The following is an 18,548-nucleotide window of genomic DNA, read 5'->3' as shown; positions in this document are numbered from 1 at the left end:
TATCTCTTAAAGTAATCTTTAAAGTTATACATAGATCTAAATTGAATAAATAAAACTGACGCAAATGCCCAGCCCACGGCCTGCAAGGGCTGGCGCCAAGGTGTATTTTTTCAATGCTTTTCAGGCATAAAAAGTATTCATTGAAGGCATGGCTCGATGGGGCTGTTCGCGCACAAATCCAGCAACTCAGCCTGCAAGCATTGCCCCGCCGCGCTCAGGCCGTGGCGCGCATATAACGCCAGGCGCACGCCTTGTACCGCTGGCAAACCGCTGTCCGGTCCCAATTCCACATGCCCCGGCTGCACCACCCGGCGCGGCAACAAGCTCACGCCCAACCCCGCCGCCACCGCCGAACACACGCTGGCCAGGCTGGCGCTGGAATAGCCGATGCGCCAGCGCCAGCCGCCTACTTCCAGGTGGTGCAGCATTTCATTGCGGTACAGCCCGCCCACCGGGAACGCCACCAGCGGCAATGGATCGCGGCCCAACGACGGCGTGCTGCGGCTGTCGACCCAACACAGCGGCTCGGGCCACGAGGCCAGGCAGTCGTCGCTGTCGCCCATCTGCTTGACCAGCAGCACATCGAACTCGCCGCTGCGAAATTGGCGCTGCAACTCCGGGCCCAGACCGCTGGTGACCTCCAGGCGCACCCGTGGATACGCCAGCACGAAGGCCGAGAGCAACGGCATCAGGCGCTCGGCGGCAAAATCTTCCGGCACCCCGAGGCGCAGCACGCTGTCGCTCTGCTGGTTGATCAACACATCGGCGGCCTCTTCATGCAGCGCGAGGATGCGCCGCGCATAGGCCAGCAAGCGCTCGCCTTCGGCCGTGGCGACGACGCGGCGTTGGTCGCGATCCAGCAACTGGCACGCCACCGCGTCTTCCAGGCGGCGGATCTGCTGGCTGACGGTGGATTGGGTCAGGTGCAGGCGCTCGGCGGCACGGGTGAAGTTGGCGCAGTCCACCACAGCCACAAAACTTCTGAGCAACACGGGATCGAACATGATCATTCCCTTTACCACTGGATGGCATGGTTATATTTAATTTCAGAATACCTGTGGCGCTGGCCATACTCACGCCTCATTTACTCACCGCAAGAGCGCTGCATGACCCTCAACAAATCCCTCGCCGGCTGGGGCCTGCTGGTGGTGCTGGGCCTGAACCTGCGGCCGATCCTCAGTTCCATCAGCCCGTTGCTCGGTGAAATCCGCTTGGCCACCGGCCTGAGTTTCCAGAGCAGCGCCCTGCTCACCAGCCTGCCGGTGGTGTGCATGGGGCTGGTGGCGCTGGTGGGCGTGCGCGTCGAAGCGCAACTCGGTGAACGGCGCGGCATCGCCCTGGGCTTGATGATGATTCTGCTGGCGTGCCTCGCGCGCTGGCTGATGGGCCAGGGCTCGGCGCTGTTGGTTACCGCGTTGCTCGGCGGTGCCGGGGTGGCGCTGATCCAGGCGTTGGTGCCGGCGATGATCAAACGCGAATTCCGTCACCGTGTGCCGGTGGCGATGGGCGTGTATTCGGCCTCGCTGATGGCCGGTGGTGGGCTGGCAGCGCTGCTCAGCCCATTGGTGGCCACACACTTCCAGCAATGGCAGGCAGGTTTGGGCGTGTGGCTGTTGCCGGCGCTGGGCGCCTTGCTGCTATGGGTGTGGCTGCCCTTGGGTGCGGCGAAAAACCCGCAGGTGGTGCCGGCGTTCAAGGGCCTGCGCAATCGTCGGGCCTGGCTGCTGGCGGTGTATTTCGGGCTGGTGAATTGCGGCTACATGAGCCTGGTGGCGTGGCTGCCGGCCTACTATCAGCAACTGGGCTGGGGCGTGCTGCCCAGCGGTTCGTTGCTGGCGTTCATGACCATCTTCCAGGTGCTCGCCGCACTGCTGATGCCGATGCTGGCGCAACGCGGTATCGACCGCCGCCCCTTGCTCTGGATCAGCCTGTTGGCACAAACGGTGGGTTACCTCGGGCTGCTGCTGGCGCCGCTGCAGTTTCCCCATGTGTGGGTAGCGTTGTGCGGCTTCGGCCTGGGTGCGTGTTTCGCCCTGAGCCTGCTGCTGACCCTCGACCACCATCGCGACCCACGCCAAGCCGGGCAACTGGCGGCCTTCGTGCAGGGCGTGGGGTTTTTGATCAACGCGATTTCGCCATGGATGACCGGCTGGCTGCGCGAAATCACCGGCAGTTTTGCCAGCGCCTGGGTGGTCCTGACGGTGACCGCAGTGACGATGCTGGTGGTGACGCGGGTGTTCAGCCCGGCCACCTACCGCACGGCGCCGGCTCTATAGATATGCATTTAAGGTCTAACAAAATCGCTATAGCTTCGTTGACGGAATAAGCAATCCCCTTAAAATCCCGGTTCTCCTACAGGATGTCGGGCACACAATGGACCTTCGCCAACTGCGCTACTTCATCGCGTTGAATGAGTACCGCAGTTTTGTGCGCGGCGCCGATGCCATGGGCATTACCCAACCGGCTTTCAGTCGCAGCATCCAGGGCCTTGAGCAGGAATTCGGCTGCGTACTGGTAGACCGCGCGCACAAGGACTTGCGCCCCACCCCCGAAGGCCAAGTGGTGTTGCAACATGCCTTGAGCCTGGTTCAAGGCGCCGCCCGGCTCAGCCATGAAGTCACACGCATGACCAAGCTGGATGCCGGTGAAGTGCGCTTCGGCAGCGATGCAGTGGCAGCGGTCAACCTGGTTCCCCAAGCGATGGCACGGCTCATCACCGCCCACCCCAAGGTACGCAGCGTGTTGCAGGTGGATAACTGGGAAAGGCTCGGGCGCAGCCTGAGCCGTGAAGAGATTGAATTTTTCATCGCCGATGTGCGCCACTTCGAAGCCGACCCGAACTTCCAGACCCAAGCGCTCTCGTCTCGGCGCAGCGTGTTCTTCTGCCGCGCCGGACACCCGTTGCTGGCCAAGGACAGCCTGTCGACCAATGACCTGTTCGACTATCCACTGGCCACGCCGTTGATCGCACCAGGCATTCGAAAACTGCTGGCCAACCTCAGCGGGCGCATCGACTTTGCCCCCGCTATCGAGCTGGAGCAATTCGCCGCGCTGGCTGTCATCGTGCGCCAGTCAGACACCATCGGCCTGGGCGCCGAAGAAGCCTTCGCCGCCCCCTTGGCCAGTGGCGAATTGAACGTGCTGCACTGGCGCAACGTGCCTCATGCCTTGGAAAGCCTGAACAGCCGCTGCGGGGTGATCACCCGCGCTGGGGCTCGCCTGTCGCCTGCGGCGAAGGCGCTGATCGAAACGCTGCTGGCGGTGGAAAACCAAGCCGATTGGCCCGCGCAAACGTCCCGAAGTCATTGAACCGCACGCCCATCTCGGCCATCACCTTATGCGCCACTTTGGCGGTCATCTGGCGGATGTAGAACGGCTCCTTCACCACAAAATGATGAATCCCGTGGGTGCTGCCGAAGTTGAAGCAAAACGCCTGCAACGGCCACATCCACCAGGGGTTCAACACTTGGGTCTGCTGGATCACATTGCCCAGTTCCACATCGCCGTAGTAGTGCATGTTGGAGCTGACAAAGTGCAGGCAGAAGGTGCGCAGCACGTTGGGGCCGATGATCACCACGGCGGCGATGTCGATCACCTGCATCATCTGCAATGTGCTGGCGGACCACTCGACCGGCGCGCCCAACAGGCTGGCGACGCCGTTGGCCGCATGAAACCCGAGGAAGATGTACCACGCGCCCCAATGCAGCAGCGCCAGTGGTGCGTAGACCAGCAGCGAGCGTTTGAGGATCTTGAATGTGTGGCCCCAGGTCTTGGCGCGCAGCATGCGGATAAACGCCGACATCACGTTATCGCCCACCATCAGCAAACGCGCCAAGCCCCAAGGCTCGCCGTTGGTGATGGCGCGCTCTTCCATATCGGTCTCGGTGCCGGAGACTTTGTGATGGTTGAGGTGCAGGTGGCGGCGGATCCACGGGTTGATGGTGCTGGGCCGCGCCAGCCACACCAGGCCCATCATCAGGTTGTGGGGCACACGCCGTTTGCGAAAGTACATGCTGTGGATCAGGTCGTGTTCCAGCTCGTGGGTCAGCGAAGCGAGGAAGGCGTTGAGCAGCAGGCACACCCACCAGGCCATATGCCCGGTGATGTAGAGCGCCGCCGAGCCGATCATGCCCAGCAGCGCAAAGGCCAGGATGCCCGCGCCCAAGGCGTCCTGATGCAGCAACCACGGGTGCTGCCGGCGCAAGCGCACGCCTTCGGCCAGTACCACTTCACGGATATGCGCGGAACGCTGTTGCGCGTTCATCTGCTGGGGACTTGCAGAAGTACCGTCCATGCTTCCATCCTCTGTTTATTGATGGATGCATCCTGACTCACGCGGTACGTCAGGGCAGCAGCCCCACACGCCAACCTGTTGACCGCAAGCGCCAATCGCCATGACCGAACCCACGTCCCTCGCCAGCTGGACCCGTGCCCTGCGCAAGCAGCTCGACGCCCTGGGCCTCGACAGCGCCGCGCTGTGCATCCAGGCCGGGCTCGACCCGCAGCAGATGGACGACCCCAATGCGCGCTACCCGCTGTCGGCGACCACGCGCCTGTGGGAACTGGCGGTGCAGGCCAGCGGCGATCCGGCGATTGGGTTGCGGGTGTCGCGGTTTGTCAGCCCCACCACGTTTCACGCATTGGGCTATGCGCTGGTGGCCAGCGGCAGCCTGCGCGAAGTGTTCGAGCGCATCGTGCGTTATCACCAGGTGGTCAGCGATGCGCTGACGCTGGAGCTGACGCGGCACGACGAACGCTACCGTTTCCGCCTGCTGCAACCCCAAGACAGCCCGGCGCCGGCACTGGAAGCCATCGATGCATTTGCGGCGATCTATGTGCGCACCTGCCGCAATCGCCTGGGCCGGGATTACGCGCCCTTGGCCGTTTATCTAAGGCGTCCGGAACCGGTTGACCCCAAGCCCTGGCATGCAGTGTTCCGCGCACCGGTATTTTTTGGCGCCGTCGATGACTGCCTGGAGTTCGCCGCGCAGGACTTCGACAGCCATCTCGACGACGCCAACCCGGAGCTGGCCGAACACAACGAAACCGTGCTCAAACGCACCCTCGCCCAGCTGCAACCGCTGACCTGGGAGCGCAAGGTACGCGCCGCGATCGAAGCGCAACTGCCCGACGGCGAGCCGAGCGCCGAGCGGATTGCCCAGGCGCTGCACTTGAGTTTGCGCAGCTTGCAGCGGCACCTGGCGGATGAAGGCTGTCGGTTTGATGCGCTGCTCAATGAGTGCCGGCAGAACCTGGCGCTGCTGCACTTGCGGGACCCGCAGTGCTCGTTGGCCGAGATCAGCCATTTGCTGGGGTTTGCCGATACCAGCAGTTTCAATCGGGCGTTCAAGCGATGGACGGGGGTGACGCCGGGGCAGTTTCGCGATGGGTTGCGGTAGGTAGATGTGGGGTGAGGGTCATGGCCTCATCGGGGGCAAGCCCCCTCCCACAGGGGAACGCATTTCAACAGGTGGGAGGGGGCTTGCCCCCGATAGCAATGGTCCAGGCACTGCAAGTTCCGGATCAGTCAGCGCCCACGATCGCGCCGCAACAACTTCCTCACCCGCGCCACCAACGCCTTGGCTTCAAACGGTTTGAGCAGGTAGTCATCCTCATGCAATTCCAACCCACGCAGGCGATCTTCGATACCGCCCGGCGTGGTCAGGAACAACACCGGCGTATCGCCCTTGTGCCGAATCGCCTGCTGCAATTTCCAGGCATTCAGCCCTGGCAGCATCACGTCGAGAATCACCAGATCGTACTCGGTGCTTTCCACAAAGCGCTGCGCCGCCATGCCATTGGCCGCGACTTCCACGGCGAAACCGGCCTCGTCCAGGCCTTGGGCCATGAGCTGCGCCAGTTGCGGCTGGTCTTCCACTAACAACACCTGCATGCCCTACCTCTGGGTTTGATTACAAACCTGTCATCAAATTGTGCGGTTTCTGACCCCGTTGACTGGCTAGGGTGGCGGCCTGTTTTCCGGAGTCGTCTTTATGTCCCGCCATGCCTTGTTCCTGAGCCTCGCCATCTGTACCGGCGCGCTGGCTGCACCGCAGTTGCCACGCCATGCCGACCTCGACTTGCACACAGCGCGCCAACTGGCCGACGCCAGCCTTGCCCACTGCAGCGCCGCGCTGACGGTATTGGACCGTGGCGGCAACCTGCTGCTGAGCCTGCGCGCCGACGGCGTCGGCCCGCACAACAGCCTCGCCAGCCAGCGCAAGGCGTACACCGCGCTATCAACCAAAACCCCGACGCGGCTGTTTGCCGAGCGTGCGCGCAACAATCCCGAGGCCGCCAACCTTAACAGCTTGCCCGAGTTGCTGTTGCTCGGCGGCGGCGTGCCGCTGTTTGCCGAGTCTGAACTGGTCGGCGCGCTGGGCATCGCCGGTGCCGGTGGCGCCGCGCAGGACGAAGCCTGTGGCGTACAGGCCGCCGGGCAACTGGGCCTGAAAACTTCCCTCTGATTCCCCTCTAAAGGATCGCTTGATGAAAACCCTCCGCATGACCCTCGCCGCCCTCAGCCTCAGCAGCCTGTGCACACTGGCCCTGGCCGACGGCAACCCCCTGAGCGTGCACGTGCTCAACCTGGAAAACGGCCTGCCGTCTGCCGGCGTCAGCGTCACCCTGGAGCAGCAGGTGGGCGATAAATGGCAGTCACTGTCCGAAGGCGTCACCAACCAGCAGGGGCGCATCGCCGAACTGTTCCCCGCCAACCGCAGCATGACGCCGGGTGAGTACCGCGTGGTGTTCAAGACCGGCGACTACTACAAAAAGGCCAACCGCGAGACGTTTTTCCCTGAAGTGCCGGTGATCTTCCAGGTCAAACAGGCCGACCAGCATTACCACATCCCGCTGCTGCTCAGCCCTTACGGTTTCTCGACGTATCGCGGTTCATAGGCCCGCAGCCTGCTGCAGGCCTTTGAGATCGAGGATCTCAATCGCGCCATAACCCAGGCCGATGATGCCCTGCTGCTCCAGCGCCTTGAGCAGACTGTTGGTGGTCTGGCGCGACAGGCCCAGCATCGCCGCCAAGTCCTCCTGGGGCAGCTGCAATGTGCGGCGCGCCTGGTCTATTTCGCCGTACCCCTCGGCGATCATCAGCAACCGATGGGCCAGGCGCGCGGACGCGGGCATCAGGCTCATCTGTTCGATGTTGATCAACGACAAGCGCAGTTTGTGGCTCATCAACAGGGCCACGTCGCGCCAATACGCCGGATGGTCTTCGAGAATGCCGAGCATCGCCGCCTGCGGCACCTGCAACAACGTGCATGGCCCCATCGCCAGGGCATCGTGGGTGCGCGGCAGATTATCGAACAGACAGATTTCGCCGAACCAGTAAGGCGTTTCCACCAGGCTCAACACCGCTTCCTTGCCTTGGGCATTCACCGCGCTGATGCGCACCGCGCCTTCGAGCACCGCGTACAGGCCACAAGGCGGGTCGCCGCGCTTGAACAGGCACTGTCCCGCCGTAAGCATGCGCAGCCGCGCCGCTGCCAACAGACTACGCTGTAGCGCTACCGGCAGCTGGCTGAACCAGTGGCCGCTGGCCAGGCGGGCGTGCCATTTCTCTGCGTCCATGAGAACTCCGAAGATTGTCGCCCAGCTGACAGTCAGGCGCTGGCTGACAGGGCATGATCAAACATCCTACAGGAGGAACAACAATGAAAAGCCTCGTCGACCACCTCAGCCAATACGCCGCCTACCACCGCGACCCACGCAATATCGCCAGCCACTTCATTGGTATCCCGCTGATTGTGGTGGCGGTGGCCGTGCTGCTGTCGCGTCCCGAATGGACGATTGGGGGGCTGTGGATTTCACCGGCGGTGATCGTGGCGTTGTGTTCGGCATGGTTTTACCTGCGCCTCGAACTGGCCTTGGGCGTGCTGATGACGGTGTTGATGGGGTTGTCGGTATGGGCCGGGCATGAGTTGGCGGCGCAGAGCACGCTGGTGTGGCTTAGCAGCGGTATCGGCATGTTTGTGGTGGGCTGGGTGATTCAGTTTGTCGGGCACTACTACGAAGGCAAGAAACCGGCGTTTGTGGACGACGTGTCGGGGTTGATCGTGGGGCCGTTGTTTGTGGTGGCGGAGATGGCGTTTTTGCTGGGGTTGAGGCAGGACCTGAAGGCGAACATTGAGAAACGCTCGGGCCCGGTGGCGCGCCGCGATCTAAAGCCAAGCGAGGTCTAAATGTGGGAGGGGGCAAGCCCCCTCCCCACATTGGCTCCCATTTTCACATTGGGTATGCGGGGTTATCAGGCTTTTTGCCATACCTTGGGTTTGAAAAAGAGGGTCTCGCCACGCACCAGACCGGTCAGGCTGTCGTGGTCCTTGACCACTTCGGCCTCGATCAGCTCGGGCTGGCCTTCGACCTTCAGCGTCACCCGCGTGGTCGCACCCAGCGGGCGAATATCACGCACTTCGGCCGCATGGTGATCTTCCAGTTCATGGCGCGACAGCGACACTTCGTGAGGGCGGAACAGTACGTGCTTGTCTTCCCCCAGGTGCAGGCGGTTGGAGTCACCCAGGAAGTGGTACACAAAATCGCTGGCCGGGTTTTCATAGACGTCACCCGGTGAGCCGATCTGCTCGATCACGCCCTTGTTCATCACCACGATACGGTCGGCGACTTCCATGGCCTCTTCCTGGTCGTGGGTCACGAACACCGAGGTCAGGTTGATGTCTTCGTGCAGGCGCGCCAGCCAGCGGCGCAGTTCTTTACGCACTTTGGCGTCGAGGGCGCCGAAGGGTTCGTCGAGCAGCAGCACTTTGGGCTCGACCGCCAGGGCGCGGGCCAGGGCGATACGTTGGCGCTGACCACCGGAGAGCTGTTCCGGGTAACGATCAGACAGCCAGTCGAGTTGCACCATGTTCAGCAGTTCGTGAACCTTGGCCGCGATCTGGGTTTCGTTCGGGCGCTGGTTCTTGGGCTTCATGCGCAGGCCGAACGCGACGTTGTCGAACACGGTCATGTGGCGGAACAACGCGTAGTGCTGGAACACAAACCCGACGTTGCGATCACGCACGTCGTGGCCGGAGACGTCTTCACCGTGGAACACGATGCTGCCGTCATCCGGGGTTTCCAGGCCGGCGATGATGCGCAGCAAGGTGGTCTTGCCGCAGCCGGACGGGCCCAGCAACGCCACCAGCTCGCCACTCTGGATGTCCAGGTTGATGCTGTTCAGGGCCTTGAAGGCGTTGAAGTTCTTGCTGACATTACGGACTTCGATCGACATGACTTATTCCTCACCGGCGCTTTTGCGCAGGCGGTTGATACGGTTCTCGCTCCACTGCTTGAGCAGCAGGATGAAGAGCGCCAGGATCAGCAACAGGCTGGCCACCGCAAACGCGGCAACGTGGTTGTATTCGTTGTAGAGGATCTCGACGTGCAGCGGCAAAGTGTTGGTCACGCCGCGAATGTGCCCGGACACCACCGACACCGCGCCGAACTCACCCATGGCCCGCGCGGTACACAGCACCACGCCGTAGATCAGGCCCCATTTGATGTTCGGCACAGTGACATGCCAGAACATCTGCCAGCCATTGGCCCCAAGCAGGCGTGCGGCCTCTTCTTCCTGCGTGCCCTGCTCCTGCATCAGCGGGATCAGCTCACGGGCCACGAACGGCACGGTGACGAAGATGGTCGCCAGCACGATGCCCGGCAGGGCGAACACGATCTGGATGTCATGCTCCTGCAACCATGGGCCGAAGAAGCCCTGGGCGCCGAACATCAACACGTACACCAGGCCCGCGATCACCGGCGAAACCGAGAACGGCAAGTCGATCAGCGTCACCAGGATGCTTTTGCCACGGAACGAGTACTTGCTCACGCACCAGGCGGCGCTGACGCCGAACACCAGGTTGAGCGGCACCGAGATCAATACGGCGATCACCGTGAGTTTCAACGCGGACAGCGCGTCGGGCTCCAGGATTGCGCTAAAGAACGTACCCAGGCCGTTCTTCAGGCCCTGGGACACCACGATAAACAGCGGCAGCAACAGGAACAGGAAAAACACCAGCCAGCCAAGGCCGATCAGGATGCGTCGCGACACCGCACTGCCACGCCGGGCGGCGTTGGCCGAGGACGCGGCGGAAATAGACGATTGGGACATGTTCCGCGCCTCCTTATGGACGTTCGATGCGCCGCTGCAACAAGTTGATCAGCAGCAGCAGGACAAAGGAAACCACCAGCATCAACACGCCAATGGACGTGGCGCCGCGGTAGTCGTACTGGTCAAGCTTGACCATGATCAGCAGCGGCAGGATCTCGGTTTTCATCGGCATGTTGCCGGCGATGAAAATCACCGAACCGTACTCACCGACGCCACGGGCAAACGCCAGGGCAAAGCCGGTGAGCCAGGCGGGCAGCAGCGCGGGGACGAGGATGTAACGGAACACCTGCAACGGCTTGGCGCCCAGGCAGGCGGCGGCTTCTTCGATTTCCCGGGGGATGTCGGCGAGTACCGGCTGCACCGTGCGCACCACGAACGGCAGGGTCACGAAGGTCAGCGCCAGGGTGATACCCAGCGGCGAGTAGGCGATCTTGAAGCCCAGGTCAGCGGCGAACTGGCCGACCAGGCCGGTCGGCGTGTACAGCGCGGTCAGCGCAATACCGGCCACGGCGGTGGGCAGGGCGAACGGCAGGTCGATCATCGCATCGATGATCTTGCGGCCGGGGAAGGTATAGCGCACCAGCACCCAGGCCAGCAGCGTGCCGATGACGCCGTTGATCAGCGCGGCGTAGAGCGCGGTGCTGAAGCTCAACTTCAACGCCGCCAACACACGCGGTGCGGAGATGATGGCCCAGAACTGATCCCAGGTAAGTTGAGCGGCGTGGACAAACATCGCCGCGAGGGGGATCAGTACGATCAGGCTGAGGTACACCACGGTGTAGCCCAGCGTCAGCCCGAAGCCGGGTATGACGGGGGAAATACGACGCGACATAAGAGTCCTTGGTTAGCGGAACTGACACACAAAACCCGCAGGTGAATGCGGGCTCGGTGGGTGTGTATTTCTCGGCTTACTGCGCCGTGTAGATCTGGTCGAACACGCCACCGTCGTTAAAGAATTTCGGTTGGGCAGTTTTCCAGCCACCGAAGTCTTTGTCGATAGTCACCAGGTCCAGTTTCGGGAACTGCTGGGCGTATTTGGCGGCCACTTTTGCATCGCGTGGGCGGTAGAAGTTCTTGGCCGCAATCTCCTGGCCAGCCGGGCTGTACAGGTGTTTCAAGTATTCGGTAGCGATCTCGGTGTTGCCCTTTTTCTCGGCATTCTTGTCGACCACGGCCACTGGCGGCTCCGCGAGGATCGACAGGGACGGTACGACGATGTCGAACTTGTCGGCACCGCCGTCTTCTTTCAGCGCCAGGAAGGCTTCGTTTTCCCAGGCCAGCAACACGTCACCCTGACCGTTGTTGACGAAGGTGATGGTCGAACCGCGTGCACCGGTATCGAGGATCGGCACGTGTTTGAACAACTCTTTCACGTATTCCTGGGCCTTGGCTTCGCTGCCACCGGATTTGAGGCCATAGGCCCAGGCGGCGAGGAAGTTCCAGCGCGCACCGCCGGAGGTTTTCGGGTTTGGCGTGATCACCGAAACGTCTTTCTTGATCAGGTCGCCCCAGTCCTTGATGCCTTTAGGGTTGCCCTTGCGCACCAGGAACACGATGGTCGAGGTATACGGGGTGCTCGCATCCGGCAGGCGGGTCTGCCAGTTTTCCGGCAGGGTCTTGCCCAGTTTTGCGATTTCGTCGATGTCGCCGGCCAGGGCCAGGGTCACTACGTCGGCGCGCAGGCCGTCGATCACGGCGCGGCCCTGCTTGCCCGAGCCACCGTGGGATTGCTGGATCTTGACGGTGTCGCCTGGGTGGGACTGCTTCCAGAAGTTGGTGAACTCAGCGTTGTAATCCTGGTACAGCTCACGGGTAGGGTCGTACGAGACGTTGAGCAACTCGTAGTCCTTGGCAACAGCGGAACCTGCAAACACGGCGCTGGCCAGGGCGGCCAGGGCGTAACGGCGAATCGACGACATAGAAGCTCCTAGAATTCTTGGGTATTGGCTTTTTCTTATAGTGACGGGGTCTATCGCCGTGGTTGCTCAGCTCGGTTTGTTACCCGGATTCTGCAGACGGAATTTTTCCTTGCGTTCGATCTGTACCACTTGGGCGTTATGCACAGTGATTTCCACCGCGCCAAACCGCAGATCGCGTAGGGCGCTCTGGATCTCACGCAAAATGGCTGCTTCGTCCTGGCCGTCGACGCTACGTAGAGATGCGCTCATGGTCTCGCTCCTGAAATGAATAGTGCCTCGCAGTGGCGGCACTGCTTGCGGCGTAGGGCGATAGTAGATAAGCGCGGATATTCTTAAAAATACTATTTAAGAATGTTTATATAACCAGAAAGAATTTTCTGCAGGGGCACGAGGTTGCGAAGGGATTAAGCCGTGCACATAGCCAAATGTGGGAGGGGGCTTGCCCCCGATGGCGATCTTTCAGCCAACAACTCTGTGACTGGGGCACCGCTATCGGGGGCAAGCCCCCTCCCACATTTTGAATGCATTTCAAGGCTGGATAGTGGGGGCGCACGCCCAGTCAATTTTATTCGCCGGCATCGGCCGCCCAAACCAATAGCCCTGCCCCAGGTCACAGCCCTGCTCCAACAAAAACTGCGCCTGCTCCACCTGCTCGATGCCCTCGGCGTGCACCTGCATGCCCATGCTTTTCGCCAACGCGATAACCACGCGCACAATCGCGGCGTCGTCTTCATCCCATGGCAACCCGGCGACAAAACCCTGGTCGATCTTGAGTTTCTGCACCGGCAGGCGCTTGAGGCGCAGCAGGGAGGAATAGCCGGTGCCGAAGTCATCAATAGCCAGGCGCAGACCCAGTTCGCGCAGGCGGTGCAGTTGTTCCAGGGCCACCTCAGGGTCATCCATCACTGCACTTTCGGTGACTTCCAGCTCCAGGAAAGCCGGATCAAGGCCGGTATCGTGCAGCACCTGGGCGACTTGCTCGTACAGTTCACGCCGGGCAAACAGGCGGCTGGACACGTTGATCGCGATAAAACTCAGCGCCACGCCGTCGGCCAGCCATTGGCACATCTGGCGACAGGCCTGCTCCATTACCCAGGCGTCGATATCGGCAATCAAGCCGGTACGTTCAGCGATGGGGATGAATTCGCCCGGCGGCACCAGGCCGCGTTCCGGATGCTGCCAGCGCACCAGCGCTTCGACGCCGACCAGGCGGCTGCTATGCAGGTCGTGCACAGGCTGGTAGTAGACGCGCAACTCCTGCTGGTCGAGGGCGCGGCGCAGTTCGCTGGCGATTTCCACGCGGTTCTGCGCGTGGGCGGTGAGTTCTTCGGTGTACAAGGCGTAGCCTTCGCGGCCCGCGCTTTTGGCTTTGAACAACGCGGAGTCCGCGTTGCGCAGCAGTTGCTCTGCGCTGAGGGCGTCATTGGGAAACAGGCTGATGCCGATGCTGGCGCTGATAAACAGTTGATTGCCGTCAAAGGTGAACGGCTGTTTCATCACGTCCAGCATGCGCTGCGCCAACGCCGCTGCCTGCACCACCTGTGAACAACTTTCCGCGAGCACCGCGAACTCATCGCCGCCCAGGCGCGCCAGGGTCACGCCGGGGCCGAACAGCGTCTTGAGTCGCTCGCCCACCAGCTTGAGCAACTGGTCACCAACGTTATGGCCAAGGCTGTCATTGATGATCTTGAAGTGATCCAGGTCCAGCAACAGCAGGGCGCAGCCGCGTTTGTGCAGCTGTGCCGAGGCCAGCGCCTGCTCGGCGCGGTCGGTAAACAGCAGACGGTTGGGCAGGTCGGTCAGCGGATCGTGGTGCGCCAGGTGCGCCAACTCGTGCTCGGAATCCTTGATGGCGCTGATGTCGGAAAACACCGCAACGTAATGGCTGACGTGGCCCTGGTCATCGTGAATCACCCGGATGGTTTGCCACTGTGGGTAAATCTCGCCGCTTTTGCGTCGGTTCCAGATTTCTCCGCTCCATTCACCGGTGTGTTCCAGGGTCTGGAACATCTGCTGGTAAAAACTCGACGAATGGCGCCCGGACTTCAGCAGGCTGGGCTGCTGACCCATGACGTCTTCGCGCTGGTAGCCGGTGATCTCGATGAATGCCCGGTTCACATGCACGATCAGGCCGTTAGCGTCGCTGACCAGTACGCCTTCGCGGGTGCAGTCGAAGACGGCCGCCGCCTGGCGCAGGCGCTCGCGGTTTTCCTTGAGGGGTTGCTGCAACTGGTGGGTCCGGGCGAAGCGTGCGCACAACAGGTAAATGACCAAGGTGCTCAGGGCTACCCACACATAACCGCGCACCTGCAGCCATCGCCCCAACTCCCACGGTTCATCGAGAAAGTTGATCAATACGTAATGGCTGAACTGGAGCCATGCGATGGAAACCAGCAGGTATACCAGCCCCACACGCAGGGCCCCTCGGTATGAAAACAGCATATGGCCAGTAGTCCTTACTAAAAAACCAGAATCGCCCTACAACGCGTCGGGATTATAGAATAGGAAACACCTTGTAAGTCTTATCTGAAACGGTGACTGGTTTTATCCTTAAAGCCAGTGATAATGCGGGTGCTGTTTTTTTCTTTATCAGAGGGCCATACAGCCTATGTGGTACAACGGTTTTCTTGACCTGTCAGCCTGGCAACTGGTTGCAGTCACTCTGTTGATGACCCACGTGACCATCGTTGGGGTCACGGTTTATCTGCACCGCTATTCAGCCCATCGCTCCCTGGAGCTCAATGCCGGCCTGAAACACTTCTTCCGCTTCTGGCTGTGGCTGACCACGGCGCAGAACACCCGCGAGTGGACCGCCATCCACCGCAAGCACCACGCCAAGTGCGAAACCGTCGATGACCCGCACAGCCCGGTCATCAAAGGCCTGTCCACCGTGCTGCGCAAAGGCGCCGAGCTGTACCGCACCGAGGCCGAAAACCCCGAGACCCTGCGCATCTACGGCAAGAACTGCCCGGACGACTGGATCGAACGCAAAATCTACACCCCGTACCCGCTGCTGGGCGTGGCGATCATGGGCGTGATCGACCTGCTGCTGTTCGGCACCATCGGCATCACCATCTGGGCGATCCAGATGATGTGGATTCCGTTCTGGGCCGCCGGCGTGATCAACGGCTTGGGCCATGCGGTGGGCTATCGCAACTTCGAATGCCGTGATGCGGCGACCAACCTGGTGCCGTGGGGCATCATCGTCGGTGGCGAAGAACTGCATAACAATCACCACACCTACCCCAACTCGGCCAAGCTGTCGGTGAAGAAGTGGGAGTTCGACCTGGGTTGGGCGTGGATCAAACTGTTCAGCTTCCTGCGCCTGGCCAAAGTCCAGCGCGTGGCGCCGATTGCCCATCGCGTCGAGGGCAAAGGCAGTCTGGACATGGACACCGCCATGGCGATCCTCAACAACCGCTTCCAGATCATGGCCCAGTACCGCAAATTGGTGATCGGCCCGCTGGTCAAGCAGGAACTGGAAAAGGTCGATCATTCGGTGCGTCACCAGTTCCACCGGGCCAAGCGTCTGCTGTCGCGGGAAACCAGCCTGCTGGATGACCGCCATCACCTGCGTATCCAAAGCATGCTGGAACACAGCCAGGCCTTGAAAGTGATCTATGAAAAGCGCCTGGCGCTGCAGCAGATCTGGCTCAAGACCAGCACCAACGGCCACGATATGCTCGCCGCCATCAAGGAATGGGTGCACGAGGCCGAAGCGAGCGGCATCCAGTCCCTGCGGGATTTTGCCCACCAATTGAAGACCTATTCGCTGCGTCCTGCGGCGGTCTGACAGTGCCGTGGGAGGGCTTGCTCTCCCACGCACCCTCTTTTTGGCGTCATTATCCGGGCACCGCCAATCGGCACCGTTCATGGAACTTCATCGCATTTACCCTCTCTCAATGAACACTTCGCCATCATGGTGGCCCCTTGTTGTGACCGCTGCTCCATCCTGCGGCGCGCCCAGAGAGAGTTGTGCCGATGGTTCTCGAAAAGCCCTTAGTTAACGACACCCCAACCGCTGACCCTCCACGTCCGGCTGCGGCTGCAACCCTGCTGGCGCTGGTGCATGCCCAGGGCGAAGTCGAACGGCTGAGCGAACGCGAACAACTGCTCAGCTCGCTGTTGGTCAGCGTGAATGCCGTGCTTTGGGCCATCGATTGGGAGACCCGGCGCGTGCTCTATGTGAGCCCGGCCTACGAGCGAATATTCGGCCGTTCCGCCGGTTTGCTGCTCGCCGATCATCGGGAATGGCGCAACAGCATTCACCCGGAAGACCTCGACTACGCCGAACACAGCCTTTCCCGTGTGCTGGAACAAGGCGCCGTAGAAGACCGCGAGTACCGCATCATCACCGCCGACGGGCAGATCCGTTGGCTGAGTGACAAGTGCTACATCAACCAGCAGGTCGAGCCCGGCGAGCCGGTGATCGTGGTCGGCATGGCCGAAGACATCACCGAAAAGAAGCAGCTGGAACTGGAACTGCACCGCCTCGCCACCACCGACGTGCTGACCCAGAGCAGCAACCGGCGGCACTTCTTCGAATGCGCCAACCAGGCCTTCGACACCGCCTGTGCCCAAGGCGCGCAATTGGCCTTCCTGTTGCTGGACATTGATGATTTCAAGGACGTCAACGACACCTATGGCCACCTGGAGGGCGACCAGGTGCTGCGGCGTATTGCCGAGAGCGGGCGTGGGGTACTGCGCCGAGGCGACCTGTTCGGACGCATTGGTGGCGAAGAGTTCGCCGCCGTACTGCCCGGTTGCGCGCCTGAGATGGCCTTGCAAGTGGCCGAGCGCCTGGGCAAAGAGATCCAGGCGCTGAGTTTCAGCTTCGAAGGCCAGGCGTTCAGCGTCACCATCAGCCAGGGCCTGGCCAGCCTGACTGAGGAAGACTCGACCCTGGATAGCCTGTTCGCCCGCGCCGATGCCGCCATGTACGAGGCAAAACGCCAGGGCAAGAACCGCGTCATCGCTGGCTGAATGCCTCCCACAGGGGTTCAGAAGTGGCCTTCATAAAAAAACCCGCCGAGGCGGGTTTTTTACATCGAGGTAGGCGCCGGGCTTACAGCTCGGAGAAGCACTCTTCGATGATCGCCAAGCCTTTGTCCAGTTGCTCGTCCGGCGAGGTCAGCGGGACCAGTACGCGCAACACGTTGCCGTAGGTGCCGCAGGACAGCAGGATCAGGCCCTTGTCACGCGCCTTCGCCACCACGGAGGCAACGGCAGCGGCGTTCGGCTTGTGGCTGTCGCCGTCTTCGAACAGCTCGACGGCGATCATCGCGCCCAGGGCACGGACTTCGCCGATCACCGGGTACTTGGCCTGGATAGCCTTGAGGCCAGTCACCAGGCGCTCGCCCACTGCCTTGCAGCGGTCCAACAGGTGCTCTTCTTCGAACACTTCCATCACCGCCAGCGCAGCGGCGCAGGCAATCGGGCTACCGGCGTAGGTGCCGCCCAGGCCACCTGGCGCGATGGCGTCCATGTATTCAGCCTTGCCGCACACACCGGCCAGCGGGAAGCCACCGGCGATGGATTTGGCGAAGGTGGTCAGGTCGGCGGCAACACCCATCTGTTCCATGGCAAAGAAGGTACCGGTACGGCCGGCACCGGTTTGCACTTCGTCGGCGATCAGCAGGATGCCGTGCTTGTCGCACAACTCGCGCAGGCGCTTCATGAACGATTTAGGCGCGACGTAGAAACCGCCTTCGCCCTGCACCGGCTCGATGATGATGGCAGCGATATCACGCGGTTCGGCATCGTTCTTGAAAATGCGTTCGATGCTCGCGATGGAATCGTCGTCGCTCACGCCGTGCAGCTCGTTCGGGTACAGCGCGCGGAACACGCCGCCAGGCATCAGGCCCATGCCGGCCGAGTAAGGCACGACTTTACCGGTAAGACCCAGGGTCATCATGGTGCGGCCGTGGTAAGCGCCGGTGAAGGCGATCACGCCAGCACGGCCAGTGGCGGCACGGGCGATTTTCACGGCGTTTTCGACAGCTTCGGAACCGGTGGTGACCAGCAGGGTTTTCTTGACGAAATCACCTGGCACCTTGGCGTTGATCTTTTCGCACACTTCTACGTACGGCTCGTAGGCCAATACCTGGAAGCAAGTGTGGGTCAGCTTGTTCAGTTGCTCGGTCACGGCGGCGATGATTTTCGGGTGCACGTGGCCGGTGTTCAGCACGGCGATACCGCCGGCGAAGTCGATGAACTCGCGACCTTCAACGTCGGTCACGGTGGCGTTTTTTGCGGATTCGGCAAAAATCGGGTGAATCTGGCCAACACCGCGTGGTACAGCAGCTTCGCGGCGTTTCATCAGGGATGCGTTGGTCTTGCTCATAAAGTCCTCATTCGCCACTCATCGGGTGGCGCGGTTCAAGGAATACGTGGCGGGGAGGCAACTGCGGCAGCATGCGATGATCGACTGCCACAGCGTTCCCGGTCACTACGAATAACCATGTGAAACACGCAAAGGGTCAGCGCTCTCGTGCCCTTTGCGTTTACAGCCATGC

The 18,548-nt window shown here is 61.6% G+C and carries 19 protein-coding genes; 8 read left to right on the top strand and 11 right to left on the bottom strand.

Annotated features, from left to right (window positions below; translation table 11 throughout):
- Positions 1 to 137: 137 nt before the first annotated feature.
- Positions 138 to 1,004 carry a LysR family transcriptional regulator gene (locus AOA60_RS10510; RefSeq protein WP_099584369.1) on the bottom strand — a complete coding sequence of 289 codons (867 nt, stop codon included), beginning with the start codon at positions 1,002 to 1,004 and terminating at the stop codon, positions 138 to 140.
- 102 nt (positions 1,005 to 1,106) lie between these two features.
- Between AOA60_RS10510 and AOA60_RS10505 the strand changes: the two genes are divergently transcribed.
- Positions 1,107 to 2,276: a CynX/NimT family MFS transporter gene (locus AOA60_RS10505; RefSeq protein WP_099584368.1), complete on the top strand. Its 1,170-nt coding sequence runs from the start codon at positions 1,107 to 1,109 to the stop codon at positions 2,274 to 2,276.
- A 97-nt stretch (positions 2,277 to 2,373) separates the two neighbouring features.
- Positions 2,374 to 3,309: a LysR family transcriptional regulator gene (locus tag AOA60_RS10500; RefSeq protein WP_099584367.1), complete on the top strand. Its 936-nt coding sequence runs from the start codon at positions 2,374 to 2,376 to the stop codon at positions 3,307 to 3,309.
- On the opposite strand, the gene AOA60_RS10495 is transcribed toward AOA60_RS10500, so the two are convergent.
- A complete protein-coding gene (locus AOA60_RS10495) occupies positions 3,200 to 4,294 on the bottom strand; it encodes a fatty acid desaturase (RefSeq protein WP_099584366.1) in 1,095 nt (364 codons plus the stop codon). The two genes, AOA60_RS10500 and AOA60_RS10495, sit on opposite strands and share 110 nt — an antisense overlap.
- A gap of 100 nt (positions 4,295 to 4,394) precedes the next feature.
- Between AOA60_RS10495 and AOA60_RS10490 the strand changes: the two genes are divergently transcribed.
- Positions 4,395 to 5,399 carry an AraC family transcriptional regulator gene (locus AOA60_RS10490; RefSeq protein ID WP_099584365.1) on the top strand — a complete coding sequence of 335 codons (1,005 nt, stop codon included), beginning with the start codon at positions 4,395 to 4,397 and terminating at the stop codon, positions 5,397 to 5,399.
- Between the two features lie 128 nt (positions 5,400 to 5,527).
- On the opposite strand, the gene AOA60_RS10485 is transcribed toward AOA60_RS10490, so the two are convergent.
- The gene (locus AOA60_RS10485) at positions 5,528 to 5,893 is read right to left on the bottom strand and encodes a response regulator transcription factor (protein ID WP_099584364.1); all 366 of its coding nucleotides are present in this window, start codon (positions 5,891 to 5,893) and stop codon (positions 5,528 to 5,530) included.
- Positions 5,894 to 5,993: 100 nt separating this feature from the next.
- Between AOA60_RS10485 and AOA60_RS10480 the strand changes: the two genes are divergently transcribed.
- Together AOA60_RS10480 and uraH are read left to right on the top strand one after the other, a co-directional pair.
- A complete protein-coding gene (locus tag AOA60_RS10480) occupies positions 5,994 to 6,467 on the top strand; it encodes a heme-binding protein (RefSeq protein WP_099584363.1) in 474 nt (157 codons plus the stop codon).
- 22 nt (positions 6,468 to 6,489) lie between these two features.
- Positions 6,490 to 6,900: a hydroxyisourate hydrolase gene (gene uraH, locus AOA60_RS10475; protein WP_099584362.1), complete on the top strand. Its 411-nt coding sequence runs from the start codon at positions 6,490 to 6,492 to the stop codon at positions 6,898 to 6,900.
- On the opposite strand, the gene AOA60_RS10470 is transcribed toward uraH, so the two are convergent.
- Positions 6,895 to 7,581, bottom strand: coding sequence for a Crp/Fnr family transcriptional regulator (locus tag AOA60_RS10470; protein WP_099584361.1), 687 nt, complete (start codon positions 7,579 to 7,581; stop codon positions 6,895 to 6,897). The two genes, uraH and AOA60_RS10470, sit on opposite strands and share 6 nt — an antisense overlap.
- Positions 7,582 to 7,664: 83 nt before the next feature.
- On the opposite strand from AOA60_RS10470, the gene AOA60_RS10465 reads away from it, so the two are divergent.
- On the top strand, positions 7,665 to 8,192 hold the full coding sequence (locus AOA60_RS10465; RefSeq protein ID WP_099584360.1) for a DUF962 domain-containing protein: 528 nt from the start codon (positions 7,665 to 7,667) through the stop codon (positions 8,190 to 8,192).
- Between the two features lie 65 nt (positions 8,193 to 8,257).
- Here the strand turns inward: AOA60_RS10465 and AOA60_RS10460 are convergent, their stop codons facing one another.
- The 6 genes from AOA60_RS10460 to dibA all read right to left on the bottom strand — a co-directional run bounded on the left by AOA60_RS10460 (position 8,258) and on the right by dibA (position 14,475).
- Positions 8,258 to 9,238, bottom strand: coding sequence for a sulfate/molybdate ABC transporter ATP-binding protein (locus AOA60_RS10460; protein WP_099584359.1), 981 nt, complete (start codon positions 9,236 to 9,238; stop codon positions 8,258 to 8,260).
- Positions 9,239 to 9,241: 3 nt separating this feature from the next.
- Positions 9,242 to 10,114, bottom strand: a complete 873-nt coding sequence (cysW, locus tag AOA60_RS10455; RefSeq protein WP_099584358.1) for a sulfate ABC transporter permease subunit CysW — start codon at positions 10,112 to 10,114, stop codon at positions 9,242 to 9,244.
- A 13-nt stretch (positions 10,115 to 10,127) separates the two neighbouring features.
- Positions 10,128 to 10,946, bottom strand: a complete 819-nt coding sequence (gene cysT, locus AOA60_RS10450; RefSeq protein WP_064450147.1) for a sulfate ABC transporter permease subunit CysT — start codon at positions 10,944 to 10,946, stop codon at positions 10,128 to 10,130.
- A gap of 76 nt (positions 10,947 to 11,022) precedes the next feature.
- A complete protein-coding gene (locus AOA60_RS10445) occupies positions 11,023 to 12,033 on the bottom strand; it encodes a sulfate ABC transporter substrate-binding protein (protein ID WP_027607869.1) in 1,011 nt (336 codons plus the stop codon).
- 66 nt (positions 12,034 to 12,099) lie between these two features.
- The gene (gene oscA / locus AOA60_RS10440) at positions 12,100 to 12,282 is read right to left on the bottom strand and encodes a sulfur starvation response protein OscA (RefSeq protein WP_003170956.1); all 183 of its coding nucleotides are present in this window, start codon (positions 12,280 to 12,282) and stop codon (positions 12,100 to 12,102) included.
- Between the two features lie 279 nt (positions 12,283 to 12,561).
- Positions 12,562 to 14,475, bottom strand: a complete 1,914-nt coding sequence (gene dibA, locus AOA60_RS10435) for a phosphodiesterase DibA (protein WP_099584357.1) — start codon at positions 14,473 to 14,475, stop codon at positions 12,562 to 12,564.
- Positions 14,476 to 14,641: 166 nt separating this feature from the next.
- Between dibA and desA the strand changes: the two genes are divergently transcribed.
- On the top strand, positions 14,642 to 15,826 hold the full coding sequence (desA, locus tag AOA60_RS10430; RefSeq protein ID WP_099584356.1) for a delta-9 fatty acid desaturase DesA: 1,185 nt from the start codon (positions 14,642 to 14,644) through the stop codon (positions 15,824 to 15,826).
- 188 nt (positions 15,827 to 16,014) lie between these two features.
- The gene (locus AOA60_RS10425) at positions 16,015 to 17,016 is read left to right on the top strand and encodes a sensor domain-containing diguanylate cyclase (protein ID WP_099584355.1); all 1,002 of its coding nucleotides are present in this window, start codon (positions 16,015 to 16,017) and stop codon (positions 17,014 to 17,016) included.
- Between the two features lie 82 nt (positions 17,017 to 17,098).
- Here AOA60_RS10425 and gabT read toward each other — a convergent pair whose 3' ends face one another.
- A complete protein-coding gene (gene gabT / locus AOA60_RS10420) occupies positions 17,099 to 18,376 on the bottom strand; it encodes a 4-aminobutyrate--2-oxoglutarate transaminase (protein WP_032884867.1) in 1,278 nt (425 codons plus the stop codon).
- Between the last annotated feature and the right edge of the window lie 172 nt (positions 18,377 to 18,548).

Source organism: Pseudomonas sp. 2822-17 (assembly GCF_002742485.1).
Taxonomy (GTDB): Bacteria; Pseudomonadota; Gammaproteobacteria; order Pseudomonadales; family Pseudomonadaceae; genus Aquipseudomonas; species Aquipseudomonas cyclaminis.
This window is presented reverse-complemented; position numbering and strand designations above follow the sequence as displayed.